At 57.5% G+C, this 15,603-nt stretch carries 11 protein-coding genes; 9 read left to right on the top strand and 2 right to left on the bottom strand.

Annotated elements, in window-relative coordinates:
* Window positions 1-31: 31 nt before the first annotated feature.
* The 5 genes from LG31_RS0106645 (at window position 32) to LG31_RS0106625 (ending at window position 3,602) form a co-directional block, all read left to right on the top strand.
* Window positions 32-658 carry an O-methyltransferase gene (locus LG31_RS0106645; protein ID WP_050513421.1) on the top strand — a complete coding sequence of 209 codons (627 nt, stop codon included), beginning with the start codon at window positions 32-34 and terminating at the stop codon, window positions 656-658.
* A gap of 32 nt (window positions 659-690) precedes the next feature.
* Window positions 691-1,086 (top strand): nuclear transport factor 2 family protein, encoded by a 396-nt coding sequence (locus LG31_RS0106640; RefSeq protein ID WP_033113710.1) that lies wholly within the window; start codon window positions 691-693, stop codon window positions 1,084-1,086.
* Between the two features lie 270 nt (window positions 1,087-1,356).
* Window positions 1,357-2,130 carry an amino acid ABC transporter substrate-binding protein gene (locus LG31_RS0106635; RefSeq protein WP_050513420.1) on the top strand — a complete coding sequence of 258 codons (774 nt, stop codon included), beginning with the start codon at window positions 1,357-1,359 and terminating at the stop codon, window positions 2,128-2,130.
* Between the two features lie 57 nt (window positions 2,131-2,187).
* Window positions 2,188-2,844 carry an amino acid ABC transporter permease gene (locus tag LG31_RS0106630; protein ID WP_193354217.1) on the top strand — a complete coding sequence of 219 codons (657 nt, stop codon included), beginning with the start codon at window positions 2,188-2,190 and terminating at the stop codon, window positions 2,842-2,844.
* Entirely contained in the window at window positions 2,841-3,602 is a 762-nt protein-coding gene (locus LG31_RS0106625) for an amino acid ABC transporter ATP-binding protein (RefSeq protein WP_033113693.1), read from the top strand. Before LG31_RS0106630 ends, LG31_RS0106625 begins: the two co-directional genes overlap by 4 nt.
* A 135-nt stretch (window positions 3,603-3,737) precedes the next feature.
* On the opposite strand, the gene LG31_RS0106620 is transcribed toward LG31_RS0106625, so the two are convergent.
* On the bottom strand, window positions 3,738-5,153 hold the full coding sequence (locus tag LG31_RS0106620) for an FAD-dependent oxidoreductase (protein ID WP_033113692.1): 1,416 nt from the start codon (window positions 5,151-5,153) through the stop codon (window positions 3,738-3,740).
* Window positions 5,154-5,165: 12 nt separating this feature from the next.
* Complete coding sequence (gene gltB / locus LG31_RS0106615; protein ID WP_033113691.1) at window positions 5,166-9,623, bottom strand: glutamate synthase large subunit; 4,458 nt, start codon at window positions 9,621-9,623, stop codon at window positions 5,166-5,168.
* A 612-nt stretch (window positions 9,624-10,235) separates the two neighbouring features.
* Here gltB and mnmL point away from each other — a divergent pair.
* The 4 genes from mnmL to LG31_RS0106595 all read left to right on the top strand — a co-directional run.
* The gene (mnmL, locus tag LG31_RS0106610) at window positions 10,236-11,165 is read left to right on the top strand and encodes a tRNA modification radical SAM protein MnmL/YtqA (protein WP_033113690.1); all 930 of its coding nucleotides are present in this window, start codon (window positions 10,236-10,238) and stop codon (window positions 11,163-11,165) included.
* Between the two features lie 358 nt (window positions 11,166-11,523).
* Window positions 11,524-13,668: a type I secretion system permease/ATPase gene (locus LG31_RS0106605; RefSeq protein ID WP_033113689.1), complete on the top strand. Its 2,145-nt coding sequence runs from the start codon at window positions 11,524-11,526 to the stop codon at window positions 13,666-13,668.
* Window positions 13,661-15,094: an HlyD family type I secretion periplasmic adaptor subunit gene (locus LG31_RS0106600; protein WP_050513419.1), complete on the top strand. Its 1,434-nt coding sequence runs from the start codon at window positions 13,661-13,663 to the stop codon at window positions 15,092-15,094. The genes LG31_RS0106605 and LG31_RS0106600 overlap by 8 nt, the downstream gene beginning before the upstream one ends.
* A gap of 37 nt (window positions 15,095-15,131) precedes the next feature.
* A partial coding sequence (locus LG31_RS0106595; protein ID WP_033113688.1) for a TolC family protein occupies window positions 15,132-15,603 on the top strand: 472 nt, incomplete at its 3' end.

The raw sequence follows: 15,603 nt of genomic DNA, 5'->3' as shown, positions 1-15,603 counted from the left end.
TGGCTATTGATAGTCATGAAAGGAGAGGGCGATGAGCGGGTGCGAGACCGGTTTGCCACAGCAGGCGGCGAGGGCCAATACCCCCCTTGAGCGTCTGAAGCAGGCGCTGGAGCAGTTTGGCGAGCAGCACGACCTGGCGCAGACGGATCGCGCCGACAAGATGCTCAACATTACCCGCGATACCGGCGAGTTGCTGGCGGTATTGGTGCAGACCCGCGGGGCGCAGGCGGTGCTGGAGATCGGCACCTCCAACGGCTACTCCACCCTCTGGCTGGCCGAGGCGGTGGCCCGGCTCGATGGTCATGTCACGACCATCGAACGGGATGAAGGCAAGCGGGCGCTGGCACAAGCCAATTTCGAACAAGCCGGTCTTGCCGAGCGGATCACCCAGCTGGCCGGGGAGGCGGGAGCGTTGTTGCCCACCCTGCCATCGGCGGGCTTCCCGCTCATCTTTCTTGATTCCGATCGCCGGCAATACCGGGCGTGGTGGCCGCAGTTGCAGCGTCTCTTGCCCCCGCGCGGCTTGCTGGTGGTCGATAATGCCATCTCTCATCGGGAGGAGCTGGCTGAATGGATGGCGGAAGTGGCGCAAGATCCCCGTTTTGTCACCTCGCTAGTGTCGGTGGGCAAGGGGGAGTGGCTGGTGGTGAGAGTGTGAGCAACCTGGACATGAAGAGGGAGGTGGCAGTGATGAAACCGGTGGCAGTGGTGGAAGCCTACTGGCAGGCGATGCAGAGCAATGATTTTGCCAGAGCGGCGCGATGGCTGGGGGATGAGTTTGTCTGTGACTGGCCGCAATCGGGAGAGCGGATCCTCGGGCGCTGCAACTTTGTCGAGATCAATCGCCGTTATCCGGCCGCCGGGCCGTGGAGCTTCACCATAGTCCGCCTGCTGGCGCAAGGGGATGAGGTGGTGAGCGAAGTGCAGATCACCGATGGGGTCGTGCATGCCCTCGCCATCACCTTCCATCGGGTCGAGGGCGATCGCATCGTGCAGCAGACCGAATATTGGCCGGAACAGTATGAGGCACCCGCCTGGCGCCGTCCCTGGGTGAGCAAGCTAACCCGCACGCCAGAACTCGTCTAAAAGGAACACCGCCGGTCAGCCAGATGGCTGGCGGTGTTTGCCATTGGCAAGCCATCCCATCCTCGTTATCCATTATTTCGCTAAATATCACCATATTTCATGGTTTGGCCATGGGATCTGGCGCGATATGTTTTGCCTAAACCAGCTCGATATTTGCAAGGCATACATCTGAGTTTCCAGATATTTGCATCATCCATGCAAGAGACGGTTTCATTAATACTGTTGTCGTTGGTGACTCATGGGAAATAAAAATATAACGAGGTAAATAATATGAACAAGTGGCACACTCTCTTTTTACTGGTATCCCTTCCGTTGACCCTGGTGACCTCTGCCGAGGCACAATCCTCCCTTGCGGCGATTCAGCATAGTGGCGTGATCAAGATTGGTACCGAAGGGGCTTATCCTCCTTTCACCTATCACGACAAGAGCGGCAAGCTGGTCGGCTTTGATGTGGAGATTGGCGAGCTGATTGCGAGCGGCCTCGGCGTGAAGCCGGAGTTTGTCGAGGGCAAGTGGGATGGCCTCATCGCCGGGGTGGATGCCAAGCGCTACGATCTGGTGCTCAACGAGGTGGCGATCACCCCGGAGCGGCAGAAAAAGTATGATTTTTCAGATCCCTATATCACCTCCAAAGCGGTGGTGGTGGTGCACAGCGACAACCACAGCATCAACAGCTTTGCCGATCTGAAGGGCAAGAAATCCTCCCAGTCCCTGACCAGCAACTTTGCCCAGCTGGCCAAAAAGTCGGGGGCCGAGGTGGTCGCCACCGAGGGCTTCAACCAGTCGCTGGCGCTGGTGCTGACCGGGCGAGTGGATGCCACCATCAATGACAGCCTCTCGTTCCTCGACTTCAAGAAACAGAAACCGGATGCCAAATTGAGGGTGGCGGCGACCGAAGCGAAGGGGGATCAATCGGCGGTGCTGCTTGCAAAGGGGCAACCGGAATTGCTGGCCGCCATCAATCAGGCGCTACGCACGGCCAAACAGGATGGCAACTATCAGAAAATATCTCTTAAATATTTTGGTACGGATGTCTCGCAATAATATTGCCGGAAAATAATAACTAGCGAGGAAATTAACGTGCCAGCCTGGTTGCAGTTAATGATCGACTCTTTTTGGCCCCTGCTTAGCGCGGGGCTTATTTTTACCGTGCCACTGACCTTGATCACTTTTGTTTTGGGAATATTGCTCGGCCTGCTGGTGGCACTGGCCAGATTATATGGCCCGACACCCTTGGTGGCACTGGTTCGTTTTTATGTCTGGCTCATTCGCGGCACGCCGCTGCTGGTGCAGCTCTTTTTGATTTTCTATGGCTTGCCGAGTGCCGGCATCGTGCTGGATGCCTTCACCGCAGCGGTGATCGGTTTCACCCTCAACATCGGCGCCTACAGCTCGGAGATCATCCGCGCCACTCTGGCGGCGATCCCGAAAGGGCAGTGGGAGGCAGCATATTCGATTGGCATGAACTGGCCCCAGGTGATGTGGCGGGTGATCCTGCCGCAGGCGGCGCGTATCGCGGTGCCACCGCTCTCCAACACCTTTATTTCACTGGTCAAGGACACCTCGCTGGCAGCTGCAGTGACCGTGCCCGAGCTGTTTCAGGCTGCCCAGCGGCTCGCCTCTGTCACCTATGAGCCGCTCATTCTCTACAGCGAGACGGCCCTCATCTATCTGATGTTCAGTTCGGTGCTCTCCACCTTGCAAGACCGGCTGGAGCGCAAGTTGACCCACAAAGAGACCCGGGAGGTCACCCTATGATCCGGTTGCGTGGTATCGAGAAGCAGTTTGGTGGGCAGCGGGTGCTCAAGGGGATCGATCTTGCCATGGTGGCGGGCAGTGTGACCGCCCTGATTGGCCCCTCCGGCAGTGGCAAGAGCACCCTGTTGCGCTGCGTCAATGTGCTGGAGCGGCCGGATGCGGGGCACTTGGTGCTGGGGGGGAGCGAACTCGATTTTTCTCACCATCTGCCTCGCCAGAGCGTGCTGGCATTGCGTCAGCAGACCGGCATGGTGTTCCAGAATTTCCAGCTCTTCCCGCACATGACTGTGCTGGAAAACGTCATTGAGGGGTTGGTGACCGTGTTGAAGTGGCCAAGAGCGAAAGCTGAGGTGCGCGGCTTGCAACTGCTCGACAAGGTGGGGCTCAGGCACAAGGCCGAGGCGGTGCCTGCCACCCTCTCCGGTGGCCAGCAGCAGCGGGTTGCCATTGCGAGGGCGCTGGCGCCGTCGCCCAAGGTGCTGCTCTGTGACGAACCCACCTCGGCGCTGGATCCCGAGCTAGCCCAGGAGGTGGTGACCGTGCTGCGCCAGCTGGCCCGGGAGGGAACCACCATGCTGATTGCCACCCACGATTTGCGGCTGGCAGCCCAGATAGCGCAGCAGGTGATCTTTCTGGAGGCGGGGGCGGTGGTGGAAGCAGGTAGCGCACGCCAGATGTTCACTACCCCCAAGCGGGCGCGTACCTTCGAGTACATCTCTACCCTCACCGAGCGGTTGCCGGAGAGCTGGAGCATCTAGCAGCGCCCCGGACGAGGTGGATGGAGTGATAGTTGACAAGTCGCCAGCGAGAATTCCGAGCCTTAAATTCCGAGCCTCAAAAGAAGAGCCCCGCACTGGCGGGGCTCTGTTTTGCGTTGACTGATGAATTGCTGGTTAGACCGCCAGATAGTCCATGATCCCTTCGGCGGCTTTGCGCCCTTCGTAGATGGCGGTGACCACCAGATCGGAGCCGCGTACCGCGTCGCCGCCGGCGAATACCTTGGGATTGCTGGTCTGGAAGGCATACTCCGCCTGCTCGCGGGCCTTGATGCGATCCCGATTGTCGAGCTCGATGCCGAACTCCGCCATCCAGGGTTGGGGGTTGGGTTGGAAGCCGAACGCCATCACCACCGCATCGGCAGCCAGCACCTGTTCGGAGCCTTCGATGACCACCGGATTGCGGCGGCCATTGGCGTCGGGTTCACCCAACTCGGTGCTCACCACCTTGATGCCGACGGTGTGACCGCTGGCATCCAGCTCGACCGCCACCGGTTGCAGGTTGAACATGAACTCAACCCCCTCCTCGCGGGCGTTTTTCACCTCCCGCTTGGAGCCCGGCATGTTCTCCTCGTCGCGGCGATAGGCACAGATCACCTTGTCGGCCCCCTGACGGATGGCGGTACGCACGCAGTCCATGGCGGTATCGCCGCCGCCCAGCACCACCACCTGCTTGCCAGCGAAGTCGATGTAGTCGGCTTGCGCCTTCTCAAAGCCCAGCAACCGGTTGGCGTTGGCGATGAGGTAGGGCAGGGCGTCATAGACGCCCGGCGCCTCTTCGTTGGCAAAGCCGCCCTTCATGTACTTGTAGGTACCGACCCCGAGGAAGACCGCATCGAACTCGCCGAGCAGGTCGGCGAAGGTGATGTCCTTGCCCACCTCGGTCTCGAGACGAAACTCCACGCCCATCCCCTGGAAGATCTCGCGGCGATGCTGCATCACCTCTTTTTCCAGCTTGAAGGAGGGGATGCCGAAGGTGAGCAGGCCACCGATCTCCGGATACTTGTCAAACACCACCGGGGTGACGCCATTGCGTGCCAGCACGTCGGCACAGGCCAGACCCGCAGGGCCGGCACCGATGACGGCGACCCGCTTGCCGGTCTTGACCACGTTCGAGAGATCGGGCTTCCAGCCCATCTCGAACGCCTTGTCGGTGATGTACTTTTCGATGTTGCCGATGGTCACCGCGCCGAAGCGATCGTTGAGGGTGCAGGAGCCCTCGCACAGGCGATCTTGCGGGCAGACCCGGCCGCACACCTCCGGCAGGCTGTTGGTCTGGTGGGAGAGCTCCACCGCCTCCAGAATGCGCCCCTCTTTGGCCAGTTTCAGCCAGTTGGGGATGTAGTTGTGGACCGGGCACTTCCATTCGCAATAGGGGTTGCCGCATTCGAGGCAGCGATCCGCCTGCATCTGTACCTGCGGCTGATTGAAGGACTCGTAGATCTCCACAAACTGGATTTTGCGGATCTTGAGCGGCTTCTTGGGCGGGTCGACCCGCTGGACATCGATAAACTGAAATACGTTCTGGCTCATAGGGTTCCCTCCTTATTGCGCCTGGATTCTGAGTTCTGCACTGGAACGGCTGGTGTGACCCAGCAGCGATTTCACGTCGCTGGATTTGGGTTTGATCAGCCGGAACTTGGGCACATAGGAGTCGAAGTTGGCCAGGATCTCCTCGGCGCGCGAGCTGCCGGTCTCATTGAGGTGCGCCGTGATGATGCCGCGCAGGTGCTCCTGATGGATGGGCAGATCTGCCACGTCCAGCAGTTCCACCAGCTCGGGGTTGGTGCGCTTGGCAAAGTTGCCGCACTCGTCGAGCACGTAGGCAAAGCCGCCGGTCATGCCCGCCGCAAAGTTGACGCCGGTCTGACCGAGTACGGTGACAATGCCGCCGGTCATGTATTCACAGCCGTTGTCGCCAATCCCCTCGACCACCGCCAGTGCCCCTGAGTTACGCACCGCGAAACGCTCGCCGGCAGTGCCCGCGGCGTAGAGTTTGCCACCGGTGGCGCCGTAGAGGCAGGTGTTGCCGATGATGGCCGCTTCGTGGGATTTGAACGCCACGCCGACATGGGGCTTGATCACCAGCTTGCCGCCGGTCATCCCCTTGCCCACATAGTCGTTGGCATCGCCAGTGAGGATCATCTCAAGGCCTCCCGCGTTCCAGACGCCGAAGCTCTGGCCTGCGGTGCCGTTGAAGTGCACCTTGACCGGATCCGCCGCCATTCCCTGATTGCCGTGATGTTTGACGATCTCGCCCGAGAGGCGCGCACCCACCGAGCGGTCGGTGTTGCGAATGTCGTAGCGGAACTCGCCGCCGCTTGAGGTTTCCACCGCTTCCAGCAGATCTTCCACCATTTTCAGGTTGAGCGGCCCCTTGTCGAAGGTGGGGTTGTGCTGCTGGCTGAACAGGCTGGAACCTGCCGGTGCAACCGGACGGGCCAGAATGCCACAGAGATCCAGCTTGGCCTGACGGGCGGTGAGGCCGGGCAGCGCCTCCAGCAGATCGGTGCGGCCGATGAGGTCGGTCAGTTGGGTGACCCCCAGCTGGGCCATCAGCTCGCGGGTCTCCTCGGCGATGAACTTGAAGTAGTTCATCACCATCTCCGGCAGGCCGGTGAAGTGTTCGCGACGCAGCTTCTCATCCTGAGTGGCAACGCCGGTGGCGCAGTTGTTCAGGTGGCAGATCCGCAGGTATTTGCAACCGAGCGCCACCATGGGGCCGGTGCCAAAACCGAAGCTCTCGGCGCCGAGGATGGCCGCCTTGATGATGTCGAGACCGGTCTTGAGACCGCCATCCACCTGCAGCCGTACTTTGTGGCGCAGGCCGTTGGCGACCAGCGCCTGCTGGGTTTCAGCCAGACCCAGCTCCCACGGGGAACCGGCATATTTGACCGAGGTGAGGGGACTGGCACCGGTACCGCCGTCATAACCGGAGATGGTGATGAAGTCGGCATAGGCCTTGGCCACGCCGCAGGCGATGGTGCCCACGCCCGGCTCTGATACCAGTTTCACCGACACCAGACAGCTCGGATTGATCTGCTTGATGTCGAATATGAGCTGGGCCAGATCTTCGATGGAGTAGATGTCGTGGTGCGGTGGCGGTGAAATCAGGGTCACGCCGGGCACGGAATAACGCAGCTTGGCGATCTGGGCGGTGACCTTGTCACCGGGCAACTGGCCACCTTCGCCGGGCTTGGCGCCCTGAGCCACCTTGATCTGCACCACATCGGCGTTCATCAGGTAGTGGGGGGTGACGCCAAAGCGGCCGGACGCCACCTGCTTGATGCGGGAGTTTTTCTCGGTACCGAAACGCTTGGGATCTTCGCCACCTTCGCCGGAGTTGCTCTGACCGCCGAGGCGGTTCATCGCCACTGCCAGCGCCTCGTGGGCCTCAGGGCCGAGGGCGCCGATGGACATGGCGGCGGAGTCGAAACGGGGGAACAGCTTGTCGGCTGGCTCCACTTGATCCAGCGCCACCGGATTGTCGACCTTCTTCAGGGCCAGCAGATCGCGCAGGGTGGCGACCGGGCGCTCGTTCACCAGACGGGCGTACTCCTTGTAATCGGCATAGTTGCCGGAGCGCACCGCGGTTTGCAGGGTCTGCACCACATCCGGGTTGTAGGTGTGGTACTCGCCGTCGTGAACGAACTTTAGCAGGCCGCCGTGGGCGAGGGGCTTGCGCACCAGCCAGGCCTGACGGGCCAGATTGTGCTGATCCTGCTGGATGTCGGCAAAGTCGGCACCCTGAATACGGCTCGATACGCCGCGGAAGCAGGTATCGACCACCGACTTGGCCAGGCCCACCGCTTCGAACAGTTGGGAGCAGCGGTAGCTGGCCACCGTACTGATGCCCATCTTGGACATCACCTTGTAGAGCCCCTTGTTGATGCCGTTGCGGTAGTTGACCATGGCCTGGCGCAGGGACATGGCGAGCACACCCTCTTCAACCTGTTTGGCCAGGGTTTCGTAGGCCAGATAGGGGTAGATGGCGGTCGCGCCAAAGCCCAGCAGCACCGAGAAGTGGTGCGGATCGCGCACGCTCGCGGTCTCTACCAGAATGTTGGCGTCGCAGCGCAGGTTGTTGTCCACCAGGGTGCGCTGCACCGCGCCCACCGCCATGGCAGCCGGGATGGGCAGGGTATCGATGCTGATGTCGCGATCCGACAGCACCAGCAGCACGGTACCGCTCCTTGCGGCAGCCTTGGCCTCCTCGCAGATGCGCAGGATGGCTGCCTCCAGCCCCTCTTCGGGATTGAAGTTGAGGCTGATCACCTTGTGCCGGTAGTACTCTCCCTCCAGTGCCAGCAGCTGGTGGAAATCGGAGTAGAGCAGGATCGGTGACTGGAACAGCACCCGGTGGGCGTGGCCGAAGGTCTCGTTGAAGACGTTCTGCTCGCGACCGATACAGGTGGCGAGCGACATCACGTGGTTCTCCCGCAATGGATCGATGGGCGGGTTGGTCACCTGCGCAAACATCTGGCGGAAGTAGTCATAAAGGGTGCGAGCGCTGGAAGAGAGTACTGCCATCGGGGTGTCATCCCCCATGGAGCCCACCGCTTCCTGACCGTTTTCACCGAGAACCCGGATGATCTGGTCCAGCTCCTCGAAGGAGTAGCCAAACAGCTTCTGATAGGTTTTCAGCTGGTCATCGGAGAACTCGCGGCTACCGGTCTGGCTGTCGTCCATCTGCTCGAAGGGGACCAGCCGGCGGCAATGTTTGTCCATCCACTGTTTGTAGGTGTGGCGGCTCTTGAGATCGTCATCGATCTCGAAACTGGTCCACACCTTGCCGTTGCTGGTATCGACCACGAACAGCTCACCCGGGCCAACCCGGCCCTTCTCCAGCACTTCGTCCGGGGTGTAGTCCCAGGTGCCAACTTCGGAGGCCAAGGTTATGAACTTGTCCTTGGTGATGACGTAGCGGGCCGGACGCAGGCCGTTTCTGTCAAGGGCGCAGGTAGCGTAGCGACCATCGGTCATGACGATACCGGCGGGGCCGTCCCACGGCTCCATGTGCATGGAGTTGAAGTCGTAGAAGGCGCGCAGGTCGTCATCCATGTTCGGGTGCTTCTGCCATGCTGGCGGGATCAGCAAGCGCATGGCGCGGAACAGGTCCATACCACCGGCGAGGAAGAGATCCAGCATGTTGTCGAGGCTGGAGGAGTCCGACCCTGTGGTGTTAACGAAGGGGGCTGCTTCCTGCAGATCCGGAATCAATGGAGTGGCGAATTTGTAGCTGCGCGCCTTGGCCCACTGGCGGTTGCCGGCAATGGTGTTGATCTCGCCGTTATGGGCCAGATAGCGGAACGGCTGGGCCAATGGCCAGCGTGGGCTGGTGTTGGTGGAGAAGCGCTGGTGGAATACGCAAATGGCTGCCTGCATGCGAATGTCGGCCAAATCCAGATAGAAGCGCGGCAAGTCCACCGGCATGCACAGCCCTTTATAGACGGTGACCAGATTGGAGAGGCTGACCACATAGAAGTAGTCGTCGTTGACACGCTTTTCGATGCGGCGACGCACGATATAGAGGCGGCGCTCGAGATCCTTGTCGACCCAGCCGGGCGGGGCGTTGACAAAGACCTGTTCAATGCTGGGCAGGGAGGCTTTGGCGATAGTACCGAGTACGTTGGTATCGACAGGCACCTTGCGCCAGCCGACCAGACTCAGGGTCTCTTTTTCCAGCTCCTCGTCGATGATGTTGCGAGTTGCCTGGGCCAATACGGGGTCCGGGTTGAGAAACAGCATGCCGACCGCATAGTTGCGACCAAGGTGCCATCCCTTCTCCTCGGCGACAGCTCTGAAGAAACTGTCCGGTTTTTGCAGCAACAGGCCACAACCGTCGCCGGTCTTGCCATCGGCGGAGATCCCGCCGCGGTGCTGCATGCGAGCCAATGCTGACATCGCGAGACGGACAAGCTTGTGGCTGGCTTCCCCTTCCATGTGGGCCAACAGGCCGAAGCCACAGTTATCCCTCTCCAGCTTTGGATCATATAGTGACATTGCATATCTCCCTTGCTCGGCCTTGCATCGCACAGTCATCGTCTGACTGCATAAATTGCGACTGGCTCTTGTGGTTCCGTCTGCCTGACGTGGCGAATCTCCAAACTAATGGGATTTTTCGGCAAGGTCAATTGGACTTCCGGGCTCTTTGCAATGTTACATTCACATAACAAAATATGGATTTGCGGCGATGAATTACGCCTTTCTCTGTTTTTATTCTGTTTAATTTCTATTTTGTGGATTAATAGTCTGCTCATCCTCGTTTTGGTGGTTTACTCCATGGGTATAGAGAACTGTAGTAATTTTACCAAATCATGGATACCAAGGACGAAGGTGATCACATTTCACAATCCTGTCTCTTGCATTTGCCCGCAAGCCGTACTCTTAAATTTTTTCATTGTTCAACAATAGTTTATATCCCATTACGGATATGGTTGCAGGCTCAGCTCCATGGCAGGCAAGGTCTCAAAAGCATCAACAATCGGCCACTTTCATATATTTATCCGCAAAATGGTGAATATTTATATGGTTTCTGACCCTTTCGTCCCTTGATCCAGCTCAGCGCCGTATTTGCGCAAGCTCGTACAATGGCGCTCCTTTAGCGGAGGTGTCATGCAGTTACACGAACTCGTCAATACATTCGGTCAGGATCTCAAGCAGCGTCATGGCCAGAAGATCCACAAGCTCTCTATTCACGGTGCCTTCACCTGCCCAAACCGGGACGGTACCCTGGGCCGTGGCGGCTGCACCTTCTGCAATGTCTCTTCCTTCGCCGATGAATCGGCCCAGCAGCTATCTGTGGTGCAGCAACTGCTGGCCCGTCGGGACGAGGTGACCCGTGCCAAGCGTTATCTTGCCTACTTTCAGGCCTATACCAGCACCTATGCCGAGGTCGAGTATCTGCAGCGGATGTATGAAGAGGCGCTGTCGGTGAGCGATATGGTGGGACTTTGTGTCGGCACTCGACCTGATTGCGTGCCGGATGCCGTATTGGATCTGCTGGCGGGCTATCAGGCCCGGGGTTACGAGGTTTGGCTGGAGCTCGGTTTGCAAAGCGCCAACGACAAGACCTTGCAACGGATCAACCGGGGTCACGGTTATGCTGCCTATGTGGATGCAGTGACGCGGGCTCATCAGCGCGGCATCAAGGTGTGTGCTCATCTGATAGTCGGTTTGCCGGGCGAGGTGCCGATGGATAGCCTCGATACCCTGCGTCGTATCGTGGAAACCGGAGTGGAGGGGATCAAGCTCCATCCACTTCATGTGGTCGAGGGCAGTACCCTTGGCAAGGCGTGGCAGGCGGGGCGCCTTGAGGTATTGACGCTGGAGCAGTATGTGGAAGCCGCGGTAGCCATGATCCAGCACACGCCACCCGAGGTGGTGTATCACCGCATTTCAGCCTCAGCTCGTCGTCCGACTCTGCTGGCTCCGGTCTGGTGTGAAAATCGTTGGACGGCCATGAGCGAGATCGCCAGGGCCCTCGCAAGCCAGGGGGCACAAGGGCACGCACTGGGAAGACCCTTTATGCTTTCTGAGCTGTAGTTGAGCGGAGAGTTACTATTTTCCCATAAAACATAGGCTTATATAAAAAGCTTCATAGATTTAGCTATAGTCTTGGTGCGTACGGATTGATATAGTGATGCACCATAATAGATATCGCTATCAATTACGTTCAGCCACATTTAATGATGAGCTAAACGTCAGCAGGGTATTTCACTCGCTCTTTTATCGATAATGAGCCATGCCGCTGTTTAGAACGAACCGGGCTAACGACCCCGGATGCGCCGTTCCTCTCCGCGGTATTGCCAGTGGCTGTCGTTGTTCTTGATCTGGATTGGCAAGAACCGGTTCTGGTGGCAGCGGGGTTATCTTGACCTCATTCATGCAGTGACAGGATGCTATGCAAGCAGAAACAAGTCGTATTGATGAGTTATTGGAGTGTCTGGTCTTTCTGACCCGCTTTTACGGCGTGCCCAACAGTCAGGATGCCCTGACAACCGGTTTGCCCTTGGTATCGGGGCGTCTGACCACGTCGCTTTTTGGGCGTGCTGCCGAGCGGGGAGGCCTCTCTGCCCGTGAAGTCATTCAGCCGCTTGATGAGATTTCCCCACTGCTGCTGCCCTGCGTGCTACAGATGCGCAATGGCGGCGCCTGTATTTTGCTGGAATGGAATGAAGATCGAAGCCAGGGAAAAGTGATTTTTCCGCAGGCTGGGGATGCGACCCAGTGGGTAGCGGTTGCCCAGCTGGGGGACGAATATATCGGGCGCCTCTTCTATGTGAAGAAACAGTTCAAGTTTGATGAACGCTCGCCCAAGGTGCTGGAAACCCGTGATGGTCACTGGTTCTGGAGTACATTGTTTGAATCCCGCGGAATTTATCGTGATGTATTGATCGCTTCCATTCTGATCAACCTGTTCGCAATAGCCAGCCCGCTCTTCACCATGAATGTCTATGACAAGATTGTGCCCAATCTGGCGTTTGACTCGCTCTGGGTGCTGGCTGTGGGTGCCATGGTGGTCTTTACCTTCGACTATGTAATGCGGCAACTGCGCAGTTACTTCATCGATATTGCCGGCAAGAAGTCGGATGTACTGCTCTCTGCGAAGATTTTTGCCAAGGTGATGGGCATGCGGATGGAGTCTCGTCCTGCCTCAACCGGTGCTTTTGCCAAACATTTGCAGGAGTTTGAGTCGGTACGGGAGTTTTTTACTTCGGCAACTGTTTCAACTCTGATTGATCTCCCCTTCGCCATCTTCTTCCTCTTTATTATCTGGATCTTTGCCGGTGCCATGGTGGTGGTGCCCATTGTTGCCATGCTGATTTTGATCGCTTACAGCTTTTATATTCAGGAGCCGCTCAAGAAGTCGATTGAAGAGGGATCGCGGCTTGCTTCCCAGAAAAACGCCAACCTGATCGAAAGTATTTCGGGCCTTGAGACTGTGAAGATTTTTGGTGCCGAAAGCATGTTCCAGCATCGTTGGGAGCAGGCGGTATCTCATATCTCTACCTGGGGCGTACAGACCCGCCGCATCACCAACTCCATGTCGTCACTGGCGAGCTACATCCAGCAGGTGGTGACAGTCGGGTTGGTGATTGTCGGGGTTTACCAGATCTCCGAGGGCAATGTGACCATGGGGGGGATGATCGCGGCCGTGATGCTATCCAGCCGTGCCATCGCGCCCATGGTGCAGCTCTCTGTGCTCTCGACCCGCTATAACCAGGCCAAGTCTGCGCTGGATATTCTGGAAAAGATCATGGCAACGCCGGGTGAGCAGGAGGAGGGGAAACAATATATCCATCATCCGGTTATCTCCGGCCGGATCGAGTTCGAGAATGTCTCCTTCAAATATCCGGGGATGGAGACCAGCACCCTGCACAATATCAATCTGCGCATCCAGCCGGGTGAGAAAGTGGCGATTATCGGCCGGATCGGTGCAGGAAAAACCACCCTCGAAAAGCTTTTGATGGGCCTCTATCGTCCAACTGATGGCTCGGTCAGAATCGATGGTTTTGAACTCGATCAGCTGCCCCCCTCGGTGATCCGCCGCAATATTGGCTGTGTACCGCAGGATGTCGTGCTCTTTTTTGGCTCTGTACGCGACAACATCATGCTGGGTAATCCGCTGGTGGACGATGTTCGGGTATTGCGCGCCGCCAAACGAGCCGGCGTGACCAACTTTACCAACCGGGATCCCAACGGTCTGGATCGGCAGATTGGTGAAGGTGGGCGCCAGCTTTCGGGTGGTCAGCGTCAGGCCATCCTGTTGGCCCGAGCTCTGCTTAATGACCCGCCCATTCTGGTGATGGATGAACCGACCTCCAATATGGACAACCAGTCTGAAATGCTGGTGAAACAGGAGTTGGCCAGACTGGGCCCGGAAACGACCTTGATTCTCATCACCCACAAAACCTCCATGCTGGATGTCGCATCCCGAGTGATAGTGATCGAGCAGGGGCAGATCGTGGCTGATGGCCCGAAAGAGGCGGTGTTGCAACAGCTTAAAGAGGGCAAGGTACGGCTGCAGGAGGTATCCCATGGCTAAGCGGTTGTTAGGCTGGTTCAAGGGATTAAAAAAGCGCCCTTCCGATGAGGTGTTGCCAGCACCCGAGCATCTTGCCTTTGTCGATGATGGTGCCGCAGCCGTTTTGCTGACGACGCCGACCCAGGCGCGCATTCTGCTTTGGTGCTGCTTCTTCTTCTTTATGAGCGCGATTGTGTGGGCCGCTTGGGCGCAGCTGGATGAAGTGACTGTTGGTCAGGGCAAAGTCATCCCTTCTCGCCAGTTGCAAGTTATCCAGAACCTGGAAGGGGGGATCGTCAAGGAGATCTTCGTCAAAGAAGGCGACATCGTCGAAAAAGGCCAACCACTGCTACGTATTGATGACACTCGTTTTCGTTCCGATTTTCGCGAGCGTGAGCAGGAGCTGGTGACTCTTAAAGGGGACATTGCGCGGCTACATGCAGAAATGGCCAGCGTTGAGGTGAAAAACGAGCCGAATCTGGGATGGCGTGAACAGGTTGTGGTGGGCGAAGCACCTATTGAGTTTCCGGATGGTTATGAAACTGTCTTTGCCGAATATGCCAACCGTGAACGTTCAGTCCAGAAGGATCGTCTCAATAACCTGAAGAATCAGCTCTATATTCTAGGCCAGCAGATTGAGCAGAATGAGCAGGAATTAATTGAGCTCAACGCCAAGATCCGAACCGTCAATCGCAGCGTTGAGCTTGCAAGACAAGAGCTCAATATCAGCCGTCCGCTGGCGAAAGAGGGGATTGTGCCACAGGTTGAGCTGATCAAATTGGAGCGGCAGGTCAACGAAATGCAAGGGGAGCTTGAGAGCAACCATCTGCTTATTCCCAAGCTCAATTCGGTGCTGCGTGAGACAATCTCCAAGCGTAACGATATCGCCCTTAAATTCAGGGCTGATTCGCAGACCGAGTTGAATGAAAAACAAGGCCGACTGGGGCAGTTGTCGGAAGGGCAGGTCGGATTGCGAGATCGGGTTGATCGCACCAGTGTGATTGCTCCGCTTAAGGGGACGATCAAAAAGCTCAAGGTTAATACTCTGGGTGGTGTTGTTCAGCCAGGTATGGATTTGATGGAGATAGTTCCACTGGAAGATACCCTGCTGGTGGAAGCCAAAGTATCTCCGAAAGATATAGCGTTCTTGCGGCCTGGGCTTGATGCCGTGGTCAAGATCACCGCCTACGACTTCACCATCTATGGAGGCTTGCATGGTAAGGTTGAACAGATAAGCGCGGACTCGATCCAGGATGAAGAGGGGAATTCCTTCTATCTGGTTCGGGTGCGCACCGAGAAAAGTTACTTGGGCGATGAGCTTAACGCACTTCCCATCATCCCCGGTATGTTAGCCAGTGCAGATATAATTACTGGTAAAAAAAGTGTCCTAGACTATTTGCTTAAGCCGATATTACGGGCAAAACAGTCGGCACTGAGAGAACGATAAGCCAACAATCTAAAAACAAGACATGACTGGAGATAACATGAAAAAAACGATTGTTGCCATGCTGGTCAGTGGCGTATGTATGTTGCCAGCATTGGTGCAGGCCCAGACTCTGGAAGAGTCGGTGGGGCAGGCACTTGCGACTCATCCCAAGATCAAAGAGGCATTTGATCTTTATCAGGCTCGTCTTTATCAGCATGATGGCGCCAAAGGGGGTTACTACCCCACCATCGATTTGCGCGGTGGCGTTGGCTACGAAAAGGTTGATAGCCCGACAACTCGAGCTGCTGGCTCCAACTCGACAACGATTGATGACTCAATGACTCGTAAAGAGGCGGGGATCAGTCTGCGTCAGATGTTGTTTGATGGTTTCAATGTCAGCAATAACGTCTCCAGAACCGAAGCTGAGGCCAATGCCCAGCGTCTGGCAATGATCTCCGAAGCTGAAAATACCGCTCTGCGGGTGGCTGAGGTTTATCTCAATATGCTGCGTCAGCAGGAGATCCTGGAGC

The organism is Aeromonas lacus, from assembly GCF_000764665.1.
GTDB lineage: Bacteria > Pseudomonadota > Gammaproteobacteria > Enterobacterales > Aeromonadaceae > Aeromonas > Aeromonas lacus.
The sequence above is the reverse complement of the archived record's forward strand: the minus strand, read 5'-3'. Positions and strand labels throughout refer to the sequence as shown.

Excerpts from the sequence above, each read along its gene's own strand:
- LG31_RS0106635 (WP_050513420.1), top strand. The coding sequence starts at position 1,357 with ATGAACAAGTGGCACACTCTCTTTTTACTGGTATCCCTTCCGTTGACC.
- LG31_RS0106625 (WP_033113693.1), top strand. The coding sequence starts at position 2,841 with ATGATCCGGTTGCGTGGTATCGAGAAGCAGTTTGGTGGGCAGCGGGTG.
- LG31_RS0106630 (WP_193354217.1), top strand. The coding sequence starts at position 2,188 with ATGATCGACTCTTTTTGGCCCCTGCTTAGCGCGGGGCTTATTTTTACC.
- LG31_RS0106605 (WP_033113689.1), top strand. The coding sequence starts at position 11,524 with ATGCAAGCAGAAACAAGTCGTATTGATGAGTTATTGGAGTGTCTGGTC.
- LG31_RS0106640 (WP_033113710.1), top strand. The coding sequence starts at position 691 with ATGAAACCGGTGGCAGTGGTGGAAGCCTACTGGCAGGCGATGCAGAGC.
- LG31_RS0106645 (WP_050513421.1), top strand. The coding sequence starts at position 32 with ATGAGCGGGTGCGAGACCGGTTTGCCACAGCAGGCGGCGAGGGCCAAT.
- LG31_RS0106620 (WP_033113692.1), bottom strand. The coding sequence starts at position 5,153 with ATGAGCCAGAACGTATTTCAGTTTATCGATGTCCAGCGGGTCGACCCG.
- LG31_RS0106600 (WP_050513419.1), top strand. The coding sequence starts at position 13,661 with ATGGCTAAGCGGTTGTTAGGCTGGTTCAAGGGATTAAAAAAGCGCCCT.
- gltB (WP_033113691.1), bottom strand. The coding sequence starts at position 9,623 with ATGTCACTATATGATCCAAAGCTGGAGAGGGATAACTGTGGCTTCGGC.
- mnmL (WP_033113690.1), top strand. The coding sequence starts at position 10,236 with ATGCAGTTACACGAACTCGTCAATACATTCGGTCAGGATCTCAAGCAG.